Annotated in this window: 15 protein-coding genes; 9 read left to right on the top strand and 6 right to left on the bottom strand. The window is 67.5% G+C overall.

From position 1 onward, the window contains the following. The first annotated feature begins 438 nt into the window (after positions 1-438). Positions 439-1,227 (top strand): PhzF family phenazine biosynthesis protein, encoded by a 789-nt coding sequence (locus WI697_RS19910; protein WP_062769693.1) that lies wholly within the window; start codon positions 439-441, stop codon positions 1,225-1,227. Between the two features lie 9 nt (positions 1,228-1,236). Here the strand turns inward: WI697_RS19910 and WI697_RS19905 are convergent, their stop codons facing one another. Continuing rightward, positions 1,237-2,349, bottom strand: coding sequence for a GGDEF domain-containing protein (locus WI697_RS19905; RefSeq protein ID WP_197465297.1), 1,113 nt, complete (start codon positions 2,347-2,349; stop codon positions 1,237-1,239). Positions 2,350-2,629: 280 nt separating this feature from the next. Between WI697_RS19905 and WI697_RS19900 the strand changes: the two genes are divergently transcribed. The 6 genes from WI697_RS19900 to WI697_RS19875 all read left to right on the top strand — a co-directional run bounded on the left by WI697_RS19900 (position 2,630) and on the right by WI697_RS19875 (position 10,921). Further along, the gene (locus tag WI697_RS19900) at positions 2,630-3,796 is read left to right on the top strand and encodes a phosphoserine transaminase (protein WP_062769699.1); all 1,167 of its coding nucleotides are present in this window, start codon (positions 2,630-2,632) and stop codon (positions 3,794-3,796) included. Between the two features lie 124 nt (positions 3,797-3,920). Continuing rightward, a complete protein-coding gene (gene serA / locus WI697_RS19895) occupies positions 3,921-5,498 on the top strand; it encodes a phosphoglycerate dehydrogenase (protein ID WP_062769702.1) in 1,578 nt (525 codons plus the stop codon). A gap of 240 nt (positions 5,499-5,738) precedes the next feature. After that, the gene (locus tag WI697_RS19890) at positions 5,739-6,914 is read left to right on the top strand and encodes an ATP phosphoribosyltransferase regulatory subunit (RefSeq protein WP_014744438.1); all 1,176 of its coding nucleotides are present in this window, start codon (positions 5,739-5,741) and stop codon (positions 6,912-6,914) included. A 4-nt stretch (positions 6,915-6,918) separates the two neighbouring features. After that, on the top strand, positions 6,919-8,211 hold the full coding sequence (locus WI697_RS19885) for an adenylosuccinate synthase (RefSeq protein ID WP_041604831.1): 1,293 nt from the start codon (positions 6,919-6,921) through the stop codon (positions 8,209-8,211). 199 nt (positions 8,212-8,410) lie between these two features. After that, entirely contained in the window at positions 8,411-10,438 is a 2,028-nt protein-coding gene (locus tag WI697_RS19880) for a protein kinase family protein (RefSeq protein ID WP_345959683.1), read from the top strand. 15 nt (positions 10,439-10,453) lie between these two features. Beyond that, positions 10,454-10,921 (top strand): hypothetical protein, encoded by a 468-nt coding sequence (locus tag WI697_RS19875; protein ID WP_014744441.1) that lies wholly within the window; start codon positions 10,454-10,456, stop codon positions 10,919-10,921. Between the two features lie 27 nt (positions 10,922-10,948). On the opposite strand, the gene WI697_RS19870 is transcribed toward WI697_RS19875, so the two are convergent. From WI697_RS19870 to WI697_RS19850, 5 genes are all read right to left on the bottom strand, one after another. Then, entirely contained in the window at positions 10,949-11,698 is a 750-nt protein-coding gene (locus tag WI697_RS19870) for an ABC transporter ATP-binding protein (protein ID WP_014744442.1), read from the bottom strand. Then, complete coding sequence (locus WI697_RS19865) at positions 11,698-12,456, bottom strand: ABC transporter ATP-binding protein (protein WP_062769711.1); 759 nt, start codon at positions 12,454-12,456, stop codon at positions 11,698-11,700. The genes WI697_RS19870 and WI697_RS19865 overlap by 1 nt, the downstream gene beginning before the upstream one ends. Before the next feature lie 12 nt (positions 12,457-12,468). Further along, entirely contained in the window at positions 12,469-13,620 is a 1,152-nt protein-coding gene (locus WI697_RS19860; RefSeq protein WP_062769714.1) for a branched-chain amino acid ABC transporter permease, read from the bottom strand. Between the two features lies 1 nt (position 13,621). Continuing rightward, the gene (locus WI697_RS19855; protein WP_014744445.1) at positions 13,622-14,647 is read right to left on the bottom strand and encodes a branched-chain amino acid ABC transporter permease; all 1,026 of its coding nucleotides are present in this window, start codon (positions 14,645-14,647) and stop codon (positions 13,622-13,624) included. Between the two features lie 126 nt (positions 14,648-14,773). Then, positions 14,774-16,114, bottom strand: coding sequence for a substrate-binding protein (locus WI697_RS19850; protein WP_345959682.1), 1,341 nt, complete (start codon positions 16,112-16,114; stop codon positions 14,774-14,776). Positions 16,115-16,310: 196 nt separating this feature from the next. On the opposite strand from WI697_RS19850, the gene WI697_RS19845 reads away from it, so the two are divergent. Further along, positions 16,311-17,777 carry a helix-turn-helix domain-containing protein gene (locus WI697_RS19845; protein WP_345959681.1) on the top strand — a complete coding sequence of 489 codons (1,467 nt, stop codon included), beginning with the start codon at positions 16,311-16,313 and terminating at the stop codon, positions 17,775-17,777. Between the two features lie 70 nt (positions 17,778-17,847). Beyond that, positions 17,848-18,219, top strand: a complete 372-nt coding sequence (locus WI697_RS19840) for a response regulator transcription factor (RefSeq protein WP_014744448.1) — start codon at positions 17,848-17,850, stop codon at positions 18,217-18,219. Positions 18,220-18,234 lie beyond the last annotated feature (15 nt).

Raw genomic sequence — 18,234 nt, 5'->3', positions numbered from 1 at the left:
CCCAATCGCTTCGCCCAAGGCCCCACACGGTTCCATCCATCCCTCCCAAGCCAACAACGTCGACAATGAGAGATTCAGACTTTTTCCGTCCTGTCACGCACAGTTTCACCCGATTGCCCTGACGGTGGGGGCGCGCCAGGTTGGCATCCGGCGGCCAAGGCGTGTAAGGTGAACGAATGGGGCACGGGCATCGCCGTCCGGCGGCAGCACGGGCCCCATGCCTTTTTCGTCTGTCGTCTACCCTTTTCCCCTGTCGTCGCGGAACCTTGCCAGATGTCGAGCGGTCCGTCAGAGAAGCCGGAGCGGGGCGATCCCTCGGCGCCGGTTGAAGCCAGCACACTGGTCCGGTTCTCCCCGACCAGGCCTCCCACCACTGCGGGAGGGGCCTCGACGACCGCCGCCACCCGATCCCAACGTTCCGAGACCTCCGGCCGCCGCATGCAGATCCCAATCTGCCATCTCGACGTCTTCGCCGACCGCGTGTTCCGCGGCGTGCCCGCCGTGGTCTGCCCGCTGGACGGCTGGCTGCCCGACGACATCCTGGCCGATATCGCCGGCGAGCATGCCAAGGCCGAAACCGTGTTTCTGGTCGGCACCGCCGGGGTTTACGAGGTGCGCTGGTTCTCGCGCGCGGCCGAGGTGCCGCTCTCGGCACCGGGCGCGCTGGCGGCGGCGCATACCGTCTTCCATTACCTGGAGCCGCAGCTCCGCCGCGTGCAGCTGCTCACCCCATCGGGCATGATCATGGGCCAGCGCGACACCTCGTCGGTGCTGGTCGATCTGCCGCTGCGCCCGCCGGTGAAGATGCTGGGCCGGGTGGACCTCACCGCCGCGCTGGGCGGCATCACGCCCGAGACGGTGATGATGCTCGACAGCTCGTGCTATGTGGCGGTGCTTGCCGACGAGGCGGCGGTAGAGGCGGTGCGCATCGACCGCGCTGCCATGGACACGCTCGGCCGGCCGGTGGTGGTGCTCACCTCTCCCGGCGATCAGAGCGATTTCACCGCCCGGGTGGTGGCGGCGAAATGGGGGCCCGAGGCACTCGCCGTCCGGTCCTCGGCGCTGTGCACCCTGCTGCCCTATTGGCGCCAGCGTCTGGACCGCGACGACCTGACCGTGCGTGTGGTCGGCCAGCGCGGCGGCAGTGCCTGGTGCAGCAGCGGGCGTGACCGGGCCGTGGTGGCGGCCCTGGTTCAGCGCTACATGGAAGGCATCATCTACCTTTAGGACCGGGCGTCAGGACCGGGCTTCGGCCCCTGGCCGGAAACCGTGCTTGTCGGCATACATCCGCCGGTCGGCCGCCATGATCAGCGCATCCAGCGTCGATCCGTCGGCGGGTGCTGCGGCGGCGCCGATGCTGACACGCGCCGGCAGGGGAAAGCCGGCCCCGACGGTGATCCGGCCATTGATGTCGGCATCCAGTTCGGCCACCCGGCCGTCCAGATCGCTGCTGTCGCCCGTTCCGTCGATGAACAACGCGAATTCATCGCCGCCCAGTCGGATCGGCGTCTCGCCCGGCCTGATCAGCCCGCGCAGGGTATCGGCGATCCAGATCAGCGCCCTGTCGCCCTGATCGTGGCCGAAACTGTCATTGATGTGCTTGAACCCGTCCAGGTCGATCAGCACCAGGCCGGCCCGGTCATGGGCCAGGCTGCGTGTCGCCAGACGGTCGAGCAGGCGGCGGTTGCCGATGCCGGTCAGCGGATCGCGATCGGCCAGATCGGCCAGCGCGCGATGGACTTTCAGGTTCACCATCAGCAGCATGCCGAAGGTCCAGCTCAGGATGAACAGCAGCGAGATGAAGAACACATAGGCATGCGCCGGGTCGCCCGGCGCGCGGAAGGTGCCGCGCGGCGCGCCAAGGGCGGCGTCGATGCGGAGCAGATAGCTGCAGACCATCAGCGCGGTGCCGGCGGCGATCATCAGATGGATGGTCCGTTCGTCGCGGCGAGCGCGATGCAGCAGGGCCGCGATCATCGCGACCAGGATCAGGCTGTTCAGCATGTCGTTCAGCGTGATCCGCAGCCAGTCCTGGTTCAGGTTCACGATCACCTGAACGGCTTCGATCAGCATGGCTGCCGGCGTCATCCAGCGCAGCCGCCCCGCCGGGATCAGCCCGCGAAACCGGAGCACCCCGTCCAGGATCAGCATCAGGCTGCCGGTCGAGATCGTCATGTTGAGCGGAATGGCGATCTCCCGCCCCAGCCAGGGCATCGCCACCCAGGCCAGGAACGACAGCGTGCCGCCGAAGGCGGCCAGCATCCACGAGATGAGGCCGGCCATCGGCCGGTTCAGGCGCCAGATAACGATCGAGACCATCGACGAGATGACGCAGGTCATGATGATCATGATCCCGACCGTCCTGAGGTCGATGACGTCCGGCCAGGAGAGCATTTTGCAGTCGTCGCCGTAATCAGCAGGGGCAGGCCAGCACTATGCGGGCTGCAGGGTTAAGAAATCATGTGGGCAATCGGGGTTCAGGCTGGTGTATGAGCCATGCGTCCGGTGCATGGCTTCCGTCCGGTTCCTGCCCGGCTGACATGTGTTGACCGGTGAGGGCGACCTCACTATCGTCGTCAGCGGGCCGCGACCCCCCAACGGGTCGCCACTCTTCCTGAGGGGAAGGCACATGACGATGAAACCCGCCGCGAAGCCGCTCGATCCGCGCTTCTCGTCCGGCCCCTGCGCCAAGCGCCCGGGCTGGAGCCTCGATGCCTTGAGCGACGCTGCGCTCGGCATCTCGCACCGCGCGAAGCTTGGCAAGGCCAAGCTCAAGGAAGCCATCGATCGCACCGCGGCGATCCTCGGCGTCCCGGCCGACTTCAAGGTCGGCATCGTTCCCGCCTCCGATACCGGCGCCTTCGAGATGGCCATGTGGTCGATGCTCGGCGCCCGTGGCGTCGACATCCTGTCGTGGGAAAGCTTCGGCGACGGCTGGAAGACCGACATCGTCAAGCAGCTGAAGCTCCAGGACGTCCGCAGCTTCACCGCCGGTTACGGCCAGCTGCCGGATCTGGGCCAGGTCGATTTTACCCGCGACGTGATCTTCACCTGGAACGGCACCACTTCGGGCGTGCGGGTTCCTAACGGCGACTGGATCGCGGCCGATCGCGAGGGTCTCACCTTCTGCGACGCCACCTCCGCCGCCTTCGCGATGGACATGCCCTGGGACAAGCTCGACGTCGTCACCTTCTCGTGGCAGAAGGTGCTGGGCTCGGAAGGCCAGCACGGCATGCTGATCCTCTCGCCGCGCGCGGTCGCCCGGCTGGAGAGCTACACCCCGGCCTGGCCGCTGCCCAAGATCTTCCGCATGACAAAGGGCGGCAAGCTGATCGACGGCATCTTCAAGGGTGAGACGATCAACACCCCGTCGATGCTGGCCCTGGAAGACTATCTCGACGCCCTGAAATGGGCCGAGCAGATCGGCGGCCTCGAGGCCCTGATCGCTCGCACCGAAGGCAATTTCGCGGTGCTGGCCGACTGGGTCGCGAAGACCGACTGGGTCGATTTCCTCGCCACCGATGCCGCCACCCGCTCGCCGACCTCGATCTGCCTCGCGATCGTTGACCCCTGGTTCCAGGGTCTCGATGCCGCCGGTCAGGCGAAGGTCCAGAAGGACCTGACCGGTCTGCTGGATGCCGAGGGTGCGGCGCTGGATATCGGTGCCTATCGCGATGCCCCGGCGGGCCTGCGCATCTGGGGTGGTGCGACCGTCGAGCGCGCCAATCTGGAAGCGCTGCTGCCCTGGCTCGACTGGGCCTGGGATCAGGTGAAGGCCAAGGCCGCCGCGGCCTGAGCCCCTGCATCTGAGCCTCCCGCTCCATACGACCTTATTTCCCCGAATTCCCGGTTCGAAAACGGTGCCCCGCCCGCCCGCATGATCCTGCGGGCGGGCGTGCGGCCCGCGATGGAGACTTCCCATGCCCAAGGTCCTGATTTCCGACAAGATGAGCCCCGCCGCCGCCGAGATCTTCGCCTCGCGCGGGATCGAGGTCGACGTGAAGCCGGGCATGACCCCGGACGAGCTGCGCGCGGTGATCGGCGCGTATGACGGCCTGGCCATCCGCTCGGCCACCAAGGTCACCAAGGACATCCTGGCGGCCGCAACCAATCTGCGTGTCGTCGGCCGCGCCGGCATCGGCGTCGACAATGTCGACATCCCGGCCGCCTCGGCCCATGGCGTGGTCGTGATGAATACGCCCTTCGGCAACTCGATCACCACCGCCGAGCATGCGATCTCGCTGATGCTGTCGATGCTGCGTCAGATCCCGGCGGCCAATGCTTCGACCCATGCCGGCAAGTGGGAAAAGAACCGCTTCATGGGCGTGGAAGTGACGGGCAAGACCCTCGGTGTGATCGGCGTCGGCAATATCGGCGCCATCGTCGCCGATCGCGCCCAGGGCCTGAAGATGAAGGTGATCGGCTTCGATCCCTTCCTGTCGCCCGAGCGCGCGCAGGATCTGGGCGTCGAGAAGGTGGAGCTGGACGAGCTGTTCCGCCGCGCCGACGTCATCACCCTGCACACGCCCCTGACCGACGGCACCCGCGGTATCATCGGCGCCGACGCCTTCACCAGGATGAAGGACGGCGTCTATATCGTGAACTGCGCCCGCGGCGGCCTGGTGGTCGAAAAGGACCTGAAGGCGGCGCTCGACTCCGGCAAGGTGGCGGGGGCGGCCCTCGACGTCTTCGCCGAAGAGCCGGCGAAGGAGAATGCGCTGTTCGGTGACGAGCGCGTGGTCGCCACCCCGCATCTGGGCGCCAGCACCGTCGAGGCGCAGGAGAACGTCGCCCTGCAGGTGGCCGAGCAGATGGCCGACTACCTGCTGACCGGTGCCATCACCAACGCGATCAACGTGCCGTCGGTGACCGCGGAAGAGGCGCCGAAGCTGAAGCCCTATATGAAGCTGGCCGAACAGCTGGGCAGCTTTGCGGGCCAGCTGGCCGAAACCGGCCTGCGCGGCGTGACCGTCGAGTATTCGGGCCAGGTTGCCACCCTCAACACCCGGCCGATCACCGCGGCCCTGCTGACCGGCCTGCTGCGCCCGCTGCTCGACAGCGTCAACATGGTCAACGCCCCGATCGTCGCCAAGGAGCGCAACATCTCGGTGACCGAGGTGCGCAGCGACAAGGCGACCGATTTCCAGACCCAGATCAAGCTGACCGTGTCGGACGAGCGCGGCGGCCGCAGCGTCGCCGGCACCCTGATCGCCGGCAACCGCCCGCGTCTGGTCTCGGTCGAGGATGTGGCGATCGAAGCCGAACTGGCCGAGAACATGCTGTTCGTGGTCAACAACGACAAGCCGGGCTTCATCGGCGGCGTCGGCCGCACGCTCGGCGAATCGGGCATCAACATCGCGAGCTTCCATCTCGGCCGTCAGGCGCCCGGCGCCCGCGCGATCTGCCTGATCGAGGTCGACCAGCCCCTGCGCGAGGCGGTGCTGAAGCAGGTCCAGGGCCTGCCGAACGTGATCACGGCCCTGTCGCTCAGCTTCTGAGCGCCTTCTGCGATCGTGCCCGGCTTGCGGGCCCACGCTCGCCGTCAACCTGCGAAACCGGCCGTTCCCTCGGGGGCGGCCGGTTTCGTGCGTTTGCGGTTGAGTGCCGGGGCCCGGGGGGCTACACTCCGCCCCGGCCGCCGGCACCCGGGAAACGGGGTCGTGACGGCCTTCGTGCGTCCTGAACCGGCCGTGGAAAGACACGGTCCGGATATTTTCCATGGGTTGAGACCGGGGCCGATGATCGACGACCGCCAGCGCGCGCTCCTGCCGAACGGGTTGCAGGACCTTCTGCCGCCCGATGCCGCCTTCGAGGCGCAGACGATCGAGCGGCTGATGGCTCATTTCGCGGCCGAAGGCTATGCGCGGGTGAAGCCGCCGCTCGTGGAATTCGAAGACAGCCTGCTGACCGGCCCGGGCCGGCTGCTCGCCGCCCAGATCTTCCGGGTGATGGATCCGGTGTCGCAGCGGATGATGGGCGTGCGCGCCGACATGACGCCGCAGCTGGCCCGCATCGCCGCCACCCGCCTGGCCCATGCCGCCCGGCCGCTGCGCCTGTCCTATGCCGGCCAGGTGCTGCGCGTGCGCGGCGGCATGCTGCGGCCCGAACGCCAGTTCGCCCAGGTCGGTATCGAGCTGATCGGCGCGCCCGAACCCACGGCGGATGCCGAGGTGGTGCGGCTGGCCGCCGAGGCACTGACCGGCATCGGCGTGAAGGGGCTGACCATCGATCTCAACCTGCCGACCATGGTCGATGTGGTGGCCGAGGCCTTCGGCCTGCCGACCGATCAGCTGGGCCCGCTGCGCGAGGCGCTGGACCGCAAGGATCCGACGGCGGTGGCCGAACTCGCCGGCGCCGCGGCACCGCTCTATGCCGGGCTGCTGGATGCCGCGGGCATCGCCGCCGAGGCGCTGGCCCGGCTGGATGCGCTGGAGCTGCCGGCCGAGGCGCGCCGCCTGGTCGCCATGGTCGCCGATGTGGTCCGGGTCATCGACCTGGCCGATCTGGATGCCCAGGTGACGATCGATCCGATCGAGCATCGCGGGCTCGACTATCAGACCGGCGTCAGCTTCTCGCTGTTTGCAGCCGGCGTGCGCGGAGAGCTGGGCAGCGGCGGCCGCTATGTCGCCGGGGCCGATCAGAACGGCGGCGGCGAGCCCGCCACCGGCTTCAGTCTTTATATGGACAGCGTGCTCCGGGCGATCGATGCGCCCGTTCGGCCGCGTCACCTCTACCTGCCGTTCGGCTGCGGCCCGGTTGCGGGCCGTACCTTCCGTGCCGACGGCTGGATCACCGTCCAGGGCCTTGCGCCCGAGACCGACCCTGTCGCGGAGGCGCGCGCGCAGGGCTGTTCCCACATCCTGCGGGGGGCTGATGCCATCCCGCTCGACGCCATCGATATCCGGGGGGCGTAAGCTCATGAGCAACGTGGTCGTTGTCGGCTCCCAGTGGGGCGACGAGGGCAAGGGCAAGATCGTCGACTGGCTGTCGCACCGTGCCGACGTGGTGGTGCGGTTCCAGGGCGGCCATAATGCCGGTCACACGCTGGTTATCGACGGCAAGACCTACAAGCTCAGCCTGCTGCCGTCGGGCGTGGTGCGGGGCAAGCTGTCGCTGATCGGCAATGGCGTGGTCGTCGATCCCTGGGCCCTGCTCGACGAGATCGACCGGATCGGCAAGCTGGGGGTGAAGATCACCCCCGACACGCTGCGCATCGCCGAGAATGTCTGCCTGATCCTGCCGCTGCACGGCGTGGTCGACCGCGCGCGTGAAGCCGCGCGCGGCGGCAACAAGATCGGCACCACCGGCCGCGGCATCGGGCCCGCCTACGAGGACAAGGTCGCCCGCCGGGCGATCCGCCTCTGCGACCTGACCGATCGCGACCTGCTGGCGACCAAGCTCGACGATCTGCTGCTGCACCACAACGCGCTGCTCACCGGCCTCGGCGCCGAAGAGCGGTTCTCGCGCGACGAGGTGATGGCGAAGCTCGACGAGATCGCGCCGAAGCTGCTGCCCTATATGGACCCGGTCTGGCGGACGCTGAACGAGGCCCGCCGCGCCCGCAAGCGCATCCTGTTCGAGGGCGCCCAGGGGGCGATGCTCGACATCGACCACGGCACCTATCCCTTCGTCACCTCGTCGAACACGGTGGCGGCGCAGGCGGCGACCGGCAGCGGTTTCGCGGTCGGCCAGATCGGCTATGTGCTGGGCATCACCAAGGCCTACACCACCCGCGTCGGCTCGGGCCCCTTCCCGAGCGAGCTGCATGACGAGATCGGCAAGCTGCTGGGCGAGCGCGGCCATGAATTCGGCACCGTCACCGGCCGTCCGCGCCGCTGCGGCTGGTTCGATGCGGTTGCGGTTCGCCAGGCCATCAAGACCGGCGGCATCGACGGCATCGCGCTGACCAAGCTCGACGTGCTCGACGGGCTGGAGAAGATCAAGGTCTGCACCGGCTATCGCCACAAGGGGGCGGTCATCGACTATCTGCCGTCGAGCCCGCGGGCCCAGGCCGAGATCGAGCCGGTCTACGAGACCATCGAGGGCTGGAGCGAGAGCACCCAGGGCGCGCGGTCCTGGGCCGATCTGCCGGCGACCGCCATCAAGTACATCCGCCGGGTGGAAGAGCTGATCGAGGCGCCGGTGGCGCTGCTGTCGACCAGCCCCGAGCGCGAGGACACCATCCTGGTCCACGATCCGTTCATCGATTGATCGGATCGTCGCAGGACGGGACGGGATCAGGGCCGCCGGTGGATTTCTGCCGGCGGCCCTGTCGTTGAGGCGCCCCTTCGGCCGTGCAGCATCCTCCGGAACCGGGTATACAGGTGGGGGACCGCGACCGGAGGGGAACGGCGCGGCCGGAAGACGCAGAGGTCAGGGGACGCAGAGGTCAGGGGCGGGGCGCGTCTGGATGTCGGAAGCCGGGCAGACCGAACATACCATCATCGGCGGACGCTACCGGATGATACCGGGCGTGCGGCTGGAGGAGTTCGACCGGCCGCATGTCGAGGCTTTCGGCGCCGAGGATCTGCGCGAGAAGGACCGGCCGCTGATCGCCCTGGTCGCCCGGCGTGGCCGGCCGGTGCGCGACGACTGGCTGCGGGTGGTCCGCCGGATCGATCAGCCCGGGCTGTTGCGCACCGTCGAAGGCGGGGTGATCGACCCGGGCGACGGCAAGGGCCGGCGTTTCGCGGTGATCCTGGAACGCCCGCTCGGCGGCCGGGTGATCGACTGGCTGAAGACCGACGGCCAGAACCGCGACGATCTGGAACTGTCGCGGCTGCTGCTCCGGCCGCTGATCGCGGCGCTGAAGGCGCTGCACGACGCGCGCATGGCGCATCGGGCGATCGCGCTCGACAATCTCTATTTCGCCGATCTGGCCCGGACCCGCATCGCGCTGGGCGATTGTCTGTGCGGCCCGCCGGGCGAGGGCCAGCCGATCGCCTTTGAAAGCGTCGAACGGGCGGCCGCCCTGCCGGCCGGGCGGGGCGAGGGCGGCCCGCGCGAGGATTTTTTTGCGCTGGGCGCGCTTTTCGCCTCGGCGCTGGCCCGCCGGGTGCCGGGGCTGGAAAGTGCGGATGCCGCGGCAGATCTGATGCGCCGCCGGCTGGAGCGCGGATCCTATGTGGCGCTGACCGATCGGGCGCGGTTCGGCACCGATGTCGGCGGCCTGCTGCGCGGGTTGTTGAGCGACAATGCCGAGGAACGCTGGGGCTATGAAGAGGTCAGGGCCTGGCTGGACGGCCGGCGCAGCATCGGCGCCATGCATTCCACCCGGCCGCAGGCGGCGCGATCCTTCATCTTCAAGGGCATCGAGCACACCAATGCCATGAGTCTCGCCACCGCGCTGGCCGAGAACTGGCGGGAATCGCTCAGGATCGTGATCGACGAAAAGCTCGACGGCTGGGTCGCCCGGGCGATCGGCGACGAGCGGCGCGGCAACATGATCACCCAGGCGATCGCCGCCGGCCGGGTCGATGCCGGGCCGGGCGGCGATGCCACGCTGGCCCGTGTGCTGGGGGCGCTCGATCCCGAGGGGCCGCTGCGGCTGCGCCATGTGGCGGTGATGAAGGACGGGCTGGGGCCGCTGATCGCGGTCGCCTTTCTCGACGACGACCGCGACACCCGCCAGGCCATGGCCGAAATGCTGATGGAAGGCCTGCCGATGATCGGGCTCAGCCTGGTCGATCCGAACGATCAGACCAAGCGGCGCCTGGCGCAGAGCGAGATGGCCGATTTCATGCGGCTGCGCGGTTTCGTGGCCGAGCCGATGATGGGCTTCGGGCTGGAGCGGGTGCTCTACGACCTGAACCCGACCCTGCCATGCCTGAGCCCGCTGGTCGCCGACGCCTATCCGCAGAGCGTGGCCGACCTGCTGATGGCGCTGGATCACCGCGCCCGCGGGGCGGGGCGGGGCACGGCGCCGGTCGACCGCCATATTGCCGCCTTCATCGCCACCAAACTCAGCATCTCTTATGCCGGGGCGCTGCGCGGCGTGGTGGTGGGCGGCGACGGCGAGGCCTCGGAACGGCTTGCCCAGCTCAACCTGTTGAGCCTGGCTCAGGAAACCCAGCCTCAGGTGCGGGTGCCGATGCTGGCCCGTTGGCTGGTACAGCGGCTGGGGCCGGTGGTGCAGAGCTATAACGCCAAGACCACGCGGGAATGGATGGAGAAGGAGCTGGAGCGGGTGGCGCCGCTCGGCTCCCTGAGTGCGCTTCGGGCGATCGTCGACAATCCCGAACGGCGCGAGGCCGACAACCGCGGCATGGCCAATGCCCAGGCGCTGCATGCCCAGCTGTCTTTCGGCATCCGCCGGCTGAACGAGACCCGGGCGGCACGGCGGCTGGAGGCGCAGCATTTCGGCCGGCAGGTGGCGGCGATGCTGGGCTATATGATCCTGCTCGGGGTGCTGGCGGCACTCACCCTGGGCGACGTCTGACCGGCGGGGGCAAGGATGGCGAAGAAGAAGACCGCGGCCCGGCGCGCGCCGGCCAAACAGAAGAGCATGACCCTGCCGCTGACCTTTCTGGCGGTGCTGGGCACGCTCGCGATCTTCGCGACGCCCACCGCCCTGGTGCTGGCGATCGGCATGGCGCCGTCGCTGGTGGCGGTGTTCATGGAAAACCGGCCCGGCGCCTATACCGCCAAATGCATCACCGCCTGCAATCTGGCCGGTGTGCTGCCGGTGCTGCGCGATCTGTGGCTGACCGGCCATCTGCTGTCGCAGGCGCGGATGATGGTCGGCGATCCGATCGTCTGGCTGCAGATGTATGGTGCCGCCGGTGTCGGCTGGTCGCTGGTCTGGCTGGCGCCGCTGGTCGCCGGCGTCTTCGCCGATGCCGGCCATGACCGCTCGGTCGCGAAACTCGAAGCCCGCCAGGAAAAGCTGCGCGAAGAATGGGGCGACGGCATCACCGGGTGATGCCGTCGTCGTAAGGTCTGGCCGGTCTCAGATCGCCAGATACTCGTTCCGCAGCTCCGCATCGTCGAGCACGGCCTGCGCCGAGCCGTCGAAGACGATTTCGCCCATATGCAGGATCAGCGCGCGGTTGGCGAGCTGAAGCGCCGCAACCGCGTTCTGTTCGACGATGATGGTGGTGATGCCCATCTGCTTGATCTCGGCGACGATGCGCTCGATCTCTTCCACGATCACCGGCGCCAGCCCTTCATAGGGCTCGTCCAGCAGCAGAAGCTTCAGGTCGCGGGCAAGGGCGCGGGCGACCGCCAGCATCTGCTGTTCGCCGCCCGACAGCGTCACCCCTTCCTGGTGGCGCCGTTCGGCAAGCCGCGGGAAGCGTTCATAGATCCGCTCCAGCGGCCAGCCCTTGGGCTCGGCGATCTGGGCCAGTTGCAGGTTCTCTTCCACCGTCAGGCCGGGGATGATCCGGCGGTCTTCCTGCACCAGCTGCACGCCGTGTTTGGCCGCCTCGAAATCGCGCATTTTGTGGAGCGCGGCGCCGTTCAGCCAGATCTCGCCGCTTTTGAGTTCAGGGTCGGTGGCCCGGGCAAGGGTGCGCAGCGTCGAGGTCTTGCCGGCGCCGTTGCGGCCGAGCAGGGCGACGACATCGCCCTCGGCCATGTCGAAGCTGACCCCCTGGACGATGTAGCTTTCGCCGTAATAGGCGTGAATGTTGCGCACGCTGAAATAGGGGGCCTTGGCGGAGGCGGCGGCCGGCCCGGCGGAAGGCATCGCGTTCATCAGTGGTTTCCTCCGAGATAGGCCTCGCGCACCTTCGGATTGGCGCGCACCTCGTCGGGCGCGCCATCGGCGATGATCCGCCCCTGGGCCAGCACGGTGATCCGGTCGGCCAGAGAGAACACCACATGCATGTCGTGTTCGATGATCACCTTGGTCATGCCGCGCTCCTTGATCTTCTTCAGCAGATCGATCGTGGAGTTGGTGTCGTGGCGCGACATGCCGGCGGTGGGCTCGTCCAGCAGCAGCAGGCGGGGGTGCTGGACCAGCGCCATGGCCAGTTCCAGCCGCCGCTTGTCGCCGCGCGACAGGCTGCCGGCGGTGCGGTGCATATGTTCTTTCAGCCCGACATCGGTCAGCCAGTGTTCCGCCTCGTCGCGGATCGCCGCCTGGGCCGACACCATCTGCAACGGGTTGAGCCTGAACGATCCGTCGCGCTTCGCGAAGGCCGGCACCATCACATTCTGCAAGAGGGTGAGATCGGGAAAGATCTCGGGCGTCTGGAAGACGCGCGCGATGCCCATCTGGTTGATCTCGTGCGGCTTCTTGCCGGTGATGACCTCGCCGTCGAACACCACGGCACCCGAATCCGGCGGCAGCCGGCCGATGCAGACGTTGAGCAAAGTGGATTTGCCGGCGCCGTTCGGGCCGATGATGGCGTGGGTGGTGCCCTCCATGACCTGGAGGTCGATATCCGACAGCGCCTTCAGACCCCGGAAATTCTTCTGCACATCGGCGACGTGGAGGACTGCATTCTCCATGGCCGTCATCTCCTATTCCGCCTTGGCCGGGCGCAGGCCGCCCGTGGTCTGATCCGCCGTCGCAGGCTGCCGGCGCCGTGTCCAGGCCGCCCGGATCCGCCGGGCGCCTTCCATCAGCCCGCCGGGCAGGAAGATCACGATCACCAGGAAGATCAGGCCGAGCGTCAGGTGCCAGCCCTCGCCTACGAACGGCGAGATGACCGTTACCATGGTATGCTGCAGCCCGTCGGGCAGGAAGGAGAGCGCATCTTCCAGCTTGGCATGGTGATAGGCCGAGAAGATGTTCTCGAAATACTTGATGACGGTCGCCCCGATCAGCGGGCCGAGCAGGGTGCCGGCGCCGCCCAGGATGGTCATCAGCACCACCTCGCCCGAGGCCGTCCACTGCATGCGCTCTGCCCCCGCCAGCGGGTCGGTCACCACCAGCAGCGCACCGGCGAGGCCCGCATACATGCCTGAGATCACGAAGGCGGCCATGGTATAGGGCCGGGTGTTGAAGCCGGTATAGGCCATGCGGGTCTGGTTCGACTTGATCGCCCGCAGCATCATGCCGAAGGGCGAATTGTCGATCCGGAGCGTCAGGAAGAAGCCCAGGATCAGCAGCACCGCGCAGAAATAGAACCCGCCGAAGCCGCTCATATCCATGCCGAAGATGGTCGGCACCGGCAGGCCGACGGTCGGCTCGACGCCCAGCGCCGCATCGATGACCCTGGGGTCGCTCTGCGACAGCTGCAGCCCGGTCTCACCATTGGTGATGGGGGTGAGCACCGAATATGCCAGATTGTAGGACATCTGGGCGAAGGCGAGCGTCAGGATCGAGAAATAGATGCCGCTGCGGCGCAGGCTGATGAAGCCGATCACAGCGGCGAACACCCCGGAGACCAGCACGCCGAAGATCAGCGCCGGGATGGCGCTCATGGTCAGCAGCTTGAACGACCACATCGCGGCATAGGACCCGACGCCCAGAAAGGCGGCATGGCCGAAGGACAGATAGCCGGTCATGCCGAACAGGACATTGAAGCCGATGGCCAGAATGCCGTAGATCGCGAACCGCTGGAGCAGATCGGGATAGGCGGCACCGAAGGGCTGCATCCACAGCGGCATGGTCAGGATGACCAGGGTGAAGACGGCCATATAGATCAGGTCGTGGCGAAGCGTGCGCATCTCAGTTCTCCATCACGCCCTTGCGACCCATCAGCCCGCGCGGCCGGATCAGGAGCACGGCGACGGCGACGAGGTAGACGATCACCTGGTCGATGCCGGGGATCACGGCCTTCACCTCGGTCATCGAGGCGAAGCTCTGCAGGATGCCGAGCAGGAAGCCGGCGGCGACCGCACCGCTGATCGATCCCATGCCGCCGACCACGACGACGACGAAGGAGAGCACCAGGAATTCCATGCCGATATGGTAGCTGGGCGGCACGATCGGCGTGTACATCACCCCCGCCATGCCGGCGACCGCGGCCGCGATGCCGAAGACGATCGTGAAGCGGCGCTGGATGTTGATGCCCAGGAAGCCGACGGTCTGGCGGTCCTGCATGCCGGCCCGCACGACCATGCCGTAGGTGGTGAATTGCAGGAAGGCGATCACGCCCGCGATGATGACCAGGGCGAAGCCCAGATAGACCAGCCGCCACCAGGGATAGATCACCCCGGCGCCGAGCCCGATCCACTCGCCGATATTGGCGCTGCCCGAAAAGGCCGGCGGCGCGGCCATCGAGATCGGGTTGGCGCCGAAGGCGGCCTTGATCAGCTCCTGCAGCACGATGGCGAGGCCGAAGGTCACCAGGATCTGTTCGGCATGGGTGCGGCGGTAGAAATAGCGGATCAGCCCGCGTTCCATGGCGACGCCCAGCAGCAGCATCACCGGTATCGCGACCAGGATCGACAGCGGCACCGAATACTGCAGCAGGAAGCCGCCGAAATCGCCCAGCCAGGCCTGGACCAGGGGCGTGCGCACCTCCATGGGCGATCCCCAGGGGGTCAGCTTGGTGGGATCGATGGTCACGGTTTCCAGGCGCAGCAGCCCGTTCACGCTGACGGCGATGAAGGCGCCGATCATGAACAGGGCGCCGTGGGCGAAATTCACCACACCGAGCGTGCCGAAGACCAGAGTGAGGCCCAGGGCGATCAGCGCATAGGCGCCGCCCTTGTCCAGACCGTTGAGCAGTTGGAGAGCGAATGCGTCCATGGGTTTTTCCCAGCCCAGCCTGCGCGGGCCGCTTCCAAGAGGGCAGGAGATACGCGCATGCGCGACGCGCGCATATGAGGACGGGCCGGTCCCGTCGCCGGGGCCGGCCCTGGATCCCTCAACGGGTCAGCAGCGGGAGTTGACCGGGCCGAGCTCGCCGCCGAACATCGCGGCGTCGTAGATCACGTCCTCGGTGGGCACCTGCTTGACGATGCGCATCAGGTCGAACTTGTCGGACGGGTTCTCCTTACCCTGCACGACCAGCACCGGCTTGAAGCACTGGTGATCGTCGGCACGATAGAGAGTGGGGCCGTTGCCGAGCCCGTCGAACTTGAAGCCCTCCAGCGCCTTGACCACACCCTCGGGATTGAAGGTGCCGGCCATTTCGCAGGCATTGGCGTAGAGCAGGGCCTGCACATAGCAGGTGTGGGCGGCCTGCGACGGCGGCTGGCCGTATTCCTGACCGAAGGATTTGGTGAAGGCCCTGGTGCCTTCGTCCTCCAGCTTCCAGTCCCAGTTGGCGGTGCCGTAGATGCCCTTCACGGCATCGCCCGCACCCTGGGCCATCAGTTCCGAGAACAGCGGGACGACGATCTCGAAATTCTTGCCGTTCACCTGCTTGTCGCGCATGCCGAACTGCACCGCCTGGGTCAGCGAGTTGATCATGTCGCCGCCATAGTGGTTGAGGATCAGCACATCCGCGCCCGAGCTCAGCACCGGGGTCAGATACTGCGAGAAATCCGCCGCGCCGAGCGGGGTTCTGACGGTCGCGACCGTCTTCCAGCCCAGTTTCTCGGTGGCCGCCTTGATCGATTCTTCCTGGGTCCAGCCCCAGGTATAGTCGGCGGTCAGGTGATAGGCCTTGCGGTCCTTGCCATAGGCTTCGCCCAGCACCGGCCCCAGCGCCTGACCCGACATATAGGCATTGAAGAAGTGCCGGAACCCGTTGCGGCGCTTGTCCTTGCCGGTGGTGTCGTTGGAATGGGTCAGGCCGGACATGAAGATCACGCCGGCGTCCTGGCAAAGCGACTGCACCGCCACGGCCACACCCGACGACGAGCCGCCGGTGATCATGATCGCGCCGTCACGCTCGATCATGCGGGTGGCCGAGGCGCGGGCCGCATCGGATTTGGTCTGCGTGTCGCCGGTGACGAAGACGACCTTCTTGCCCAGGATGCCGTTGCCCTTCAGCTGCGAGCCCTTGAACGTGTTCAGCATGCCGCCGTCGCCCTCGCCGTTGAGGTGCTTGACGGCCAGCTGATAGGCGCGCAGTTCGTCCGCACCCTCGTCGGCATAGGGCCCCGTCTGGGGCACGTTGAAGCCGAGGGTCACGGTGCTGCCGGTCGGTGCGTTGCAGAAGTCCGCGGCTCTGGAGGCGCTGGTGAAGATGGTCGGTACGGCGAGCCCGGCACCGACGAGTGCACTGCTCCTCAGGAAGGCACGTCGGTTCATCCGAACGATGCTCATTATGTCTCCTCCCGTATCTTGATCGCGCCGATCCGCGGGCCGGCGCGTCAGGCGTTCCCGCCTGGGCACTATCCTTCCCTCATTTGTGGCGTGTTTCAATAAGTCATTGTTTTGGTTATATAATTTTGTAAATCTTTTGAGTCGATATGTCCCTGTTTTGTGATTAATTTACAAGAGCGCTGGTGGGAGAGGGGAGATGTCGCGCACGCTGACCGGCATGAAGATCCGGACCCTGCGCAAGGAGGCGGGGTTGACGCAGGGCGCGCTTGCGCGTCGCGCAGGGATTTCTGCGGCCTATCTCAACCTGATAGAACATGATCGCCGGCCGGTGGCGGGGGAGCTGCTGGACCGGATCGCCCGCGGGATCGGCGTGCCCCGCAGCCTGCTGGATGGCGGTGCCGAGCGTCGGCTGGTCGACATGCTGAACGAGATTGCCGCCGATCCGGCGGTGTCCGATGGCGCGCCGCCCGCCGAAGCGGCCGAGGAACTGGTCGGCCGGGCCCCCGGCTGGGCGGCGCTGCTGCTGGGGGTCTACCGGGCCTGGATGGATCAGCGCCAGGTGGTGCTGGCCATGGCCGACCGGCTGAACCACGACCCCTTCCTGGGCGAGAGCGTCCACCGGATCCTGACCCGGGCGGCGGCGGTGTCGTCGGCGGCCGAAATCCTGGAAGGCGGCGATCTGGAAGAGGCGGACCGGGCGCGTTTCACCGCCATCGTCGCCTCGGACAGCCACCGCCTGGCGGAAACCGCTCAGCGTCTGGCCGGTTTTTTCGACAGCGCCCATATGCGGGTCCGGTCCTCGACCGTGATGGAGCATGTCGACACATTCATCTATGAGACCGGCAATCATTTTCCGTTCCTCGAAACGGCGGCCGAGGGGTTCCGCGCGGGGCTGCGGCGGGGAGAAATGCCCGAAGCTGCCGCCGCCGCCCGGCTGGGGATCGCCCTGCCCGAGGATGATCCGCTGACGCCCGAGCGGCGGCGCTTCGGCCTGCTGCGCGATCTTGCCGCCGTGCTGGCGGGGGACGAGATCGAGGCCTTCGTCGCCGCCCATCCGGCACTCGGCACCGACGAGGCGCGGGTGCTGGCCGCGGCGGCGCTGCAATCCTACATGGCCGCCGCCATCGTCATGCCCTATGACCGCTTTCTTGAGGCGGCGGAGCGCCATCGCTACGACCTGGACCGGCTGGGCCGGATCTTCGGCGTTTCCTATGAACAGGCCGCGCACCGGGCCGCCACGCTCCGCCGGCCGGGCGCCGAAGGGGTGCGCTTCGCCTTCATGCGCTCCGACAGTTCCGGCTATGTGACCAAGCGCATGTCGCTGCCGCGGCTGCCGCTGCCGCGCTATGGCAATGCCTGCCCGCTCTGGCCGATCTATGGCGCCTTTCAGACCCCGGGGGTCACGGCGCGCGCCTTCGGTGAACTGCCCTCGGGCGATGCCTTCCTGTTCTTCGCCCGCGCGGTGGAAAAGCGGCCGCCTGCGGCCGACCGGCCCCGGCACCTGCTGTCGGTGATGCTGGCCGCCGCGGCCGCCGATGCCGACCGGCTGATGCAGGGCGACGGCATCGACCGGGCCACCGCCACCATCCCCCTCGGCACGGTCTGCCGGCTCTGTCCGCGCAACGGTTGCGACCATCGCCAGGAAGCCCCGTTGATCACATGATCCGGAAAACCCTTGGGGGCGGGTCGGTGATGGCTGTAGGCTGAACAAAAAACCGGGGAGGATAGATGCCTTGTCAAGGGCGCGCATACTCATCGCCGAAGATGAGCCGAATATCGCGGAGTCGCTGAGCTTCATACTCACGCGGGCAGGCTTCGAGGTCGACACCATCGCCAATGGCGCGGATGCGCTGGACCGGCTCAGACGACAGCCGTTTCAGGCCGTGATTCTCGACGTCATGCTGCCGGGCATGAACGGTTTCGACGTGCTGCGGGCGATCCGGACCGATCGGACGATCGGCGGGCTGCCGGTGATCGTGCTCACGGCCAAGGGCCAGGCCCATGACCGCGAGATGGCCGAGCAGATCGGCGCCAGCGCCTTCATCGTGAAGCCCTTTTCCAACGCCCATATCGTCGAACGGGTCAGCCATTTCGTCGGGGCCTGATCTTACCGAAAGTCC

The sequence above is a fragment of the Tistrella mobilis genome (genome assembly GCF_039634785.1).
Lineage (GTDB): Bacteria > Pseudomonadota > Alphaproteobacteria > Tistrellales > Tistrellaceae > Tistrella > Tistrella mobilis.
Note: the sequence above shows the minus strand (reverse complement) of the source record. Positions and strands in the feature narration are given on the sequence as shown.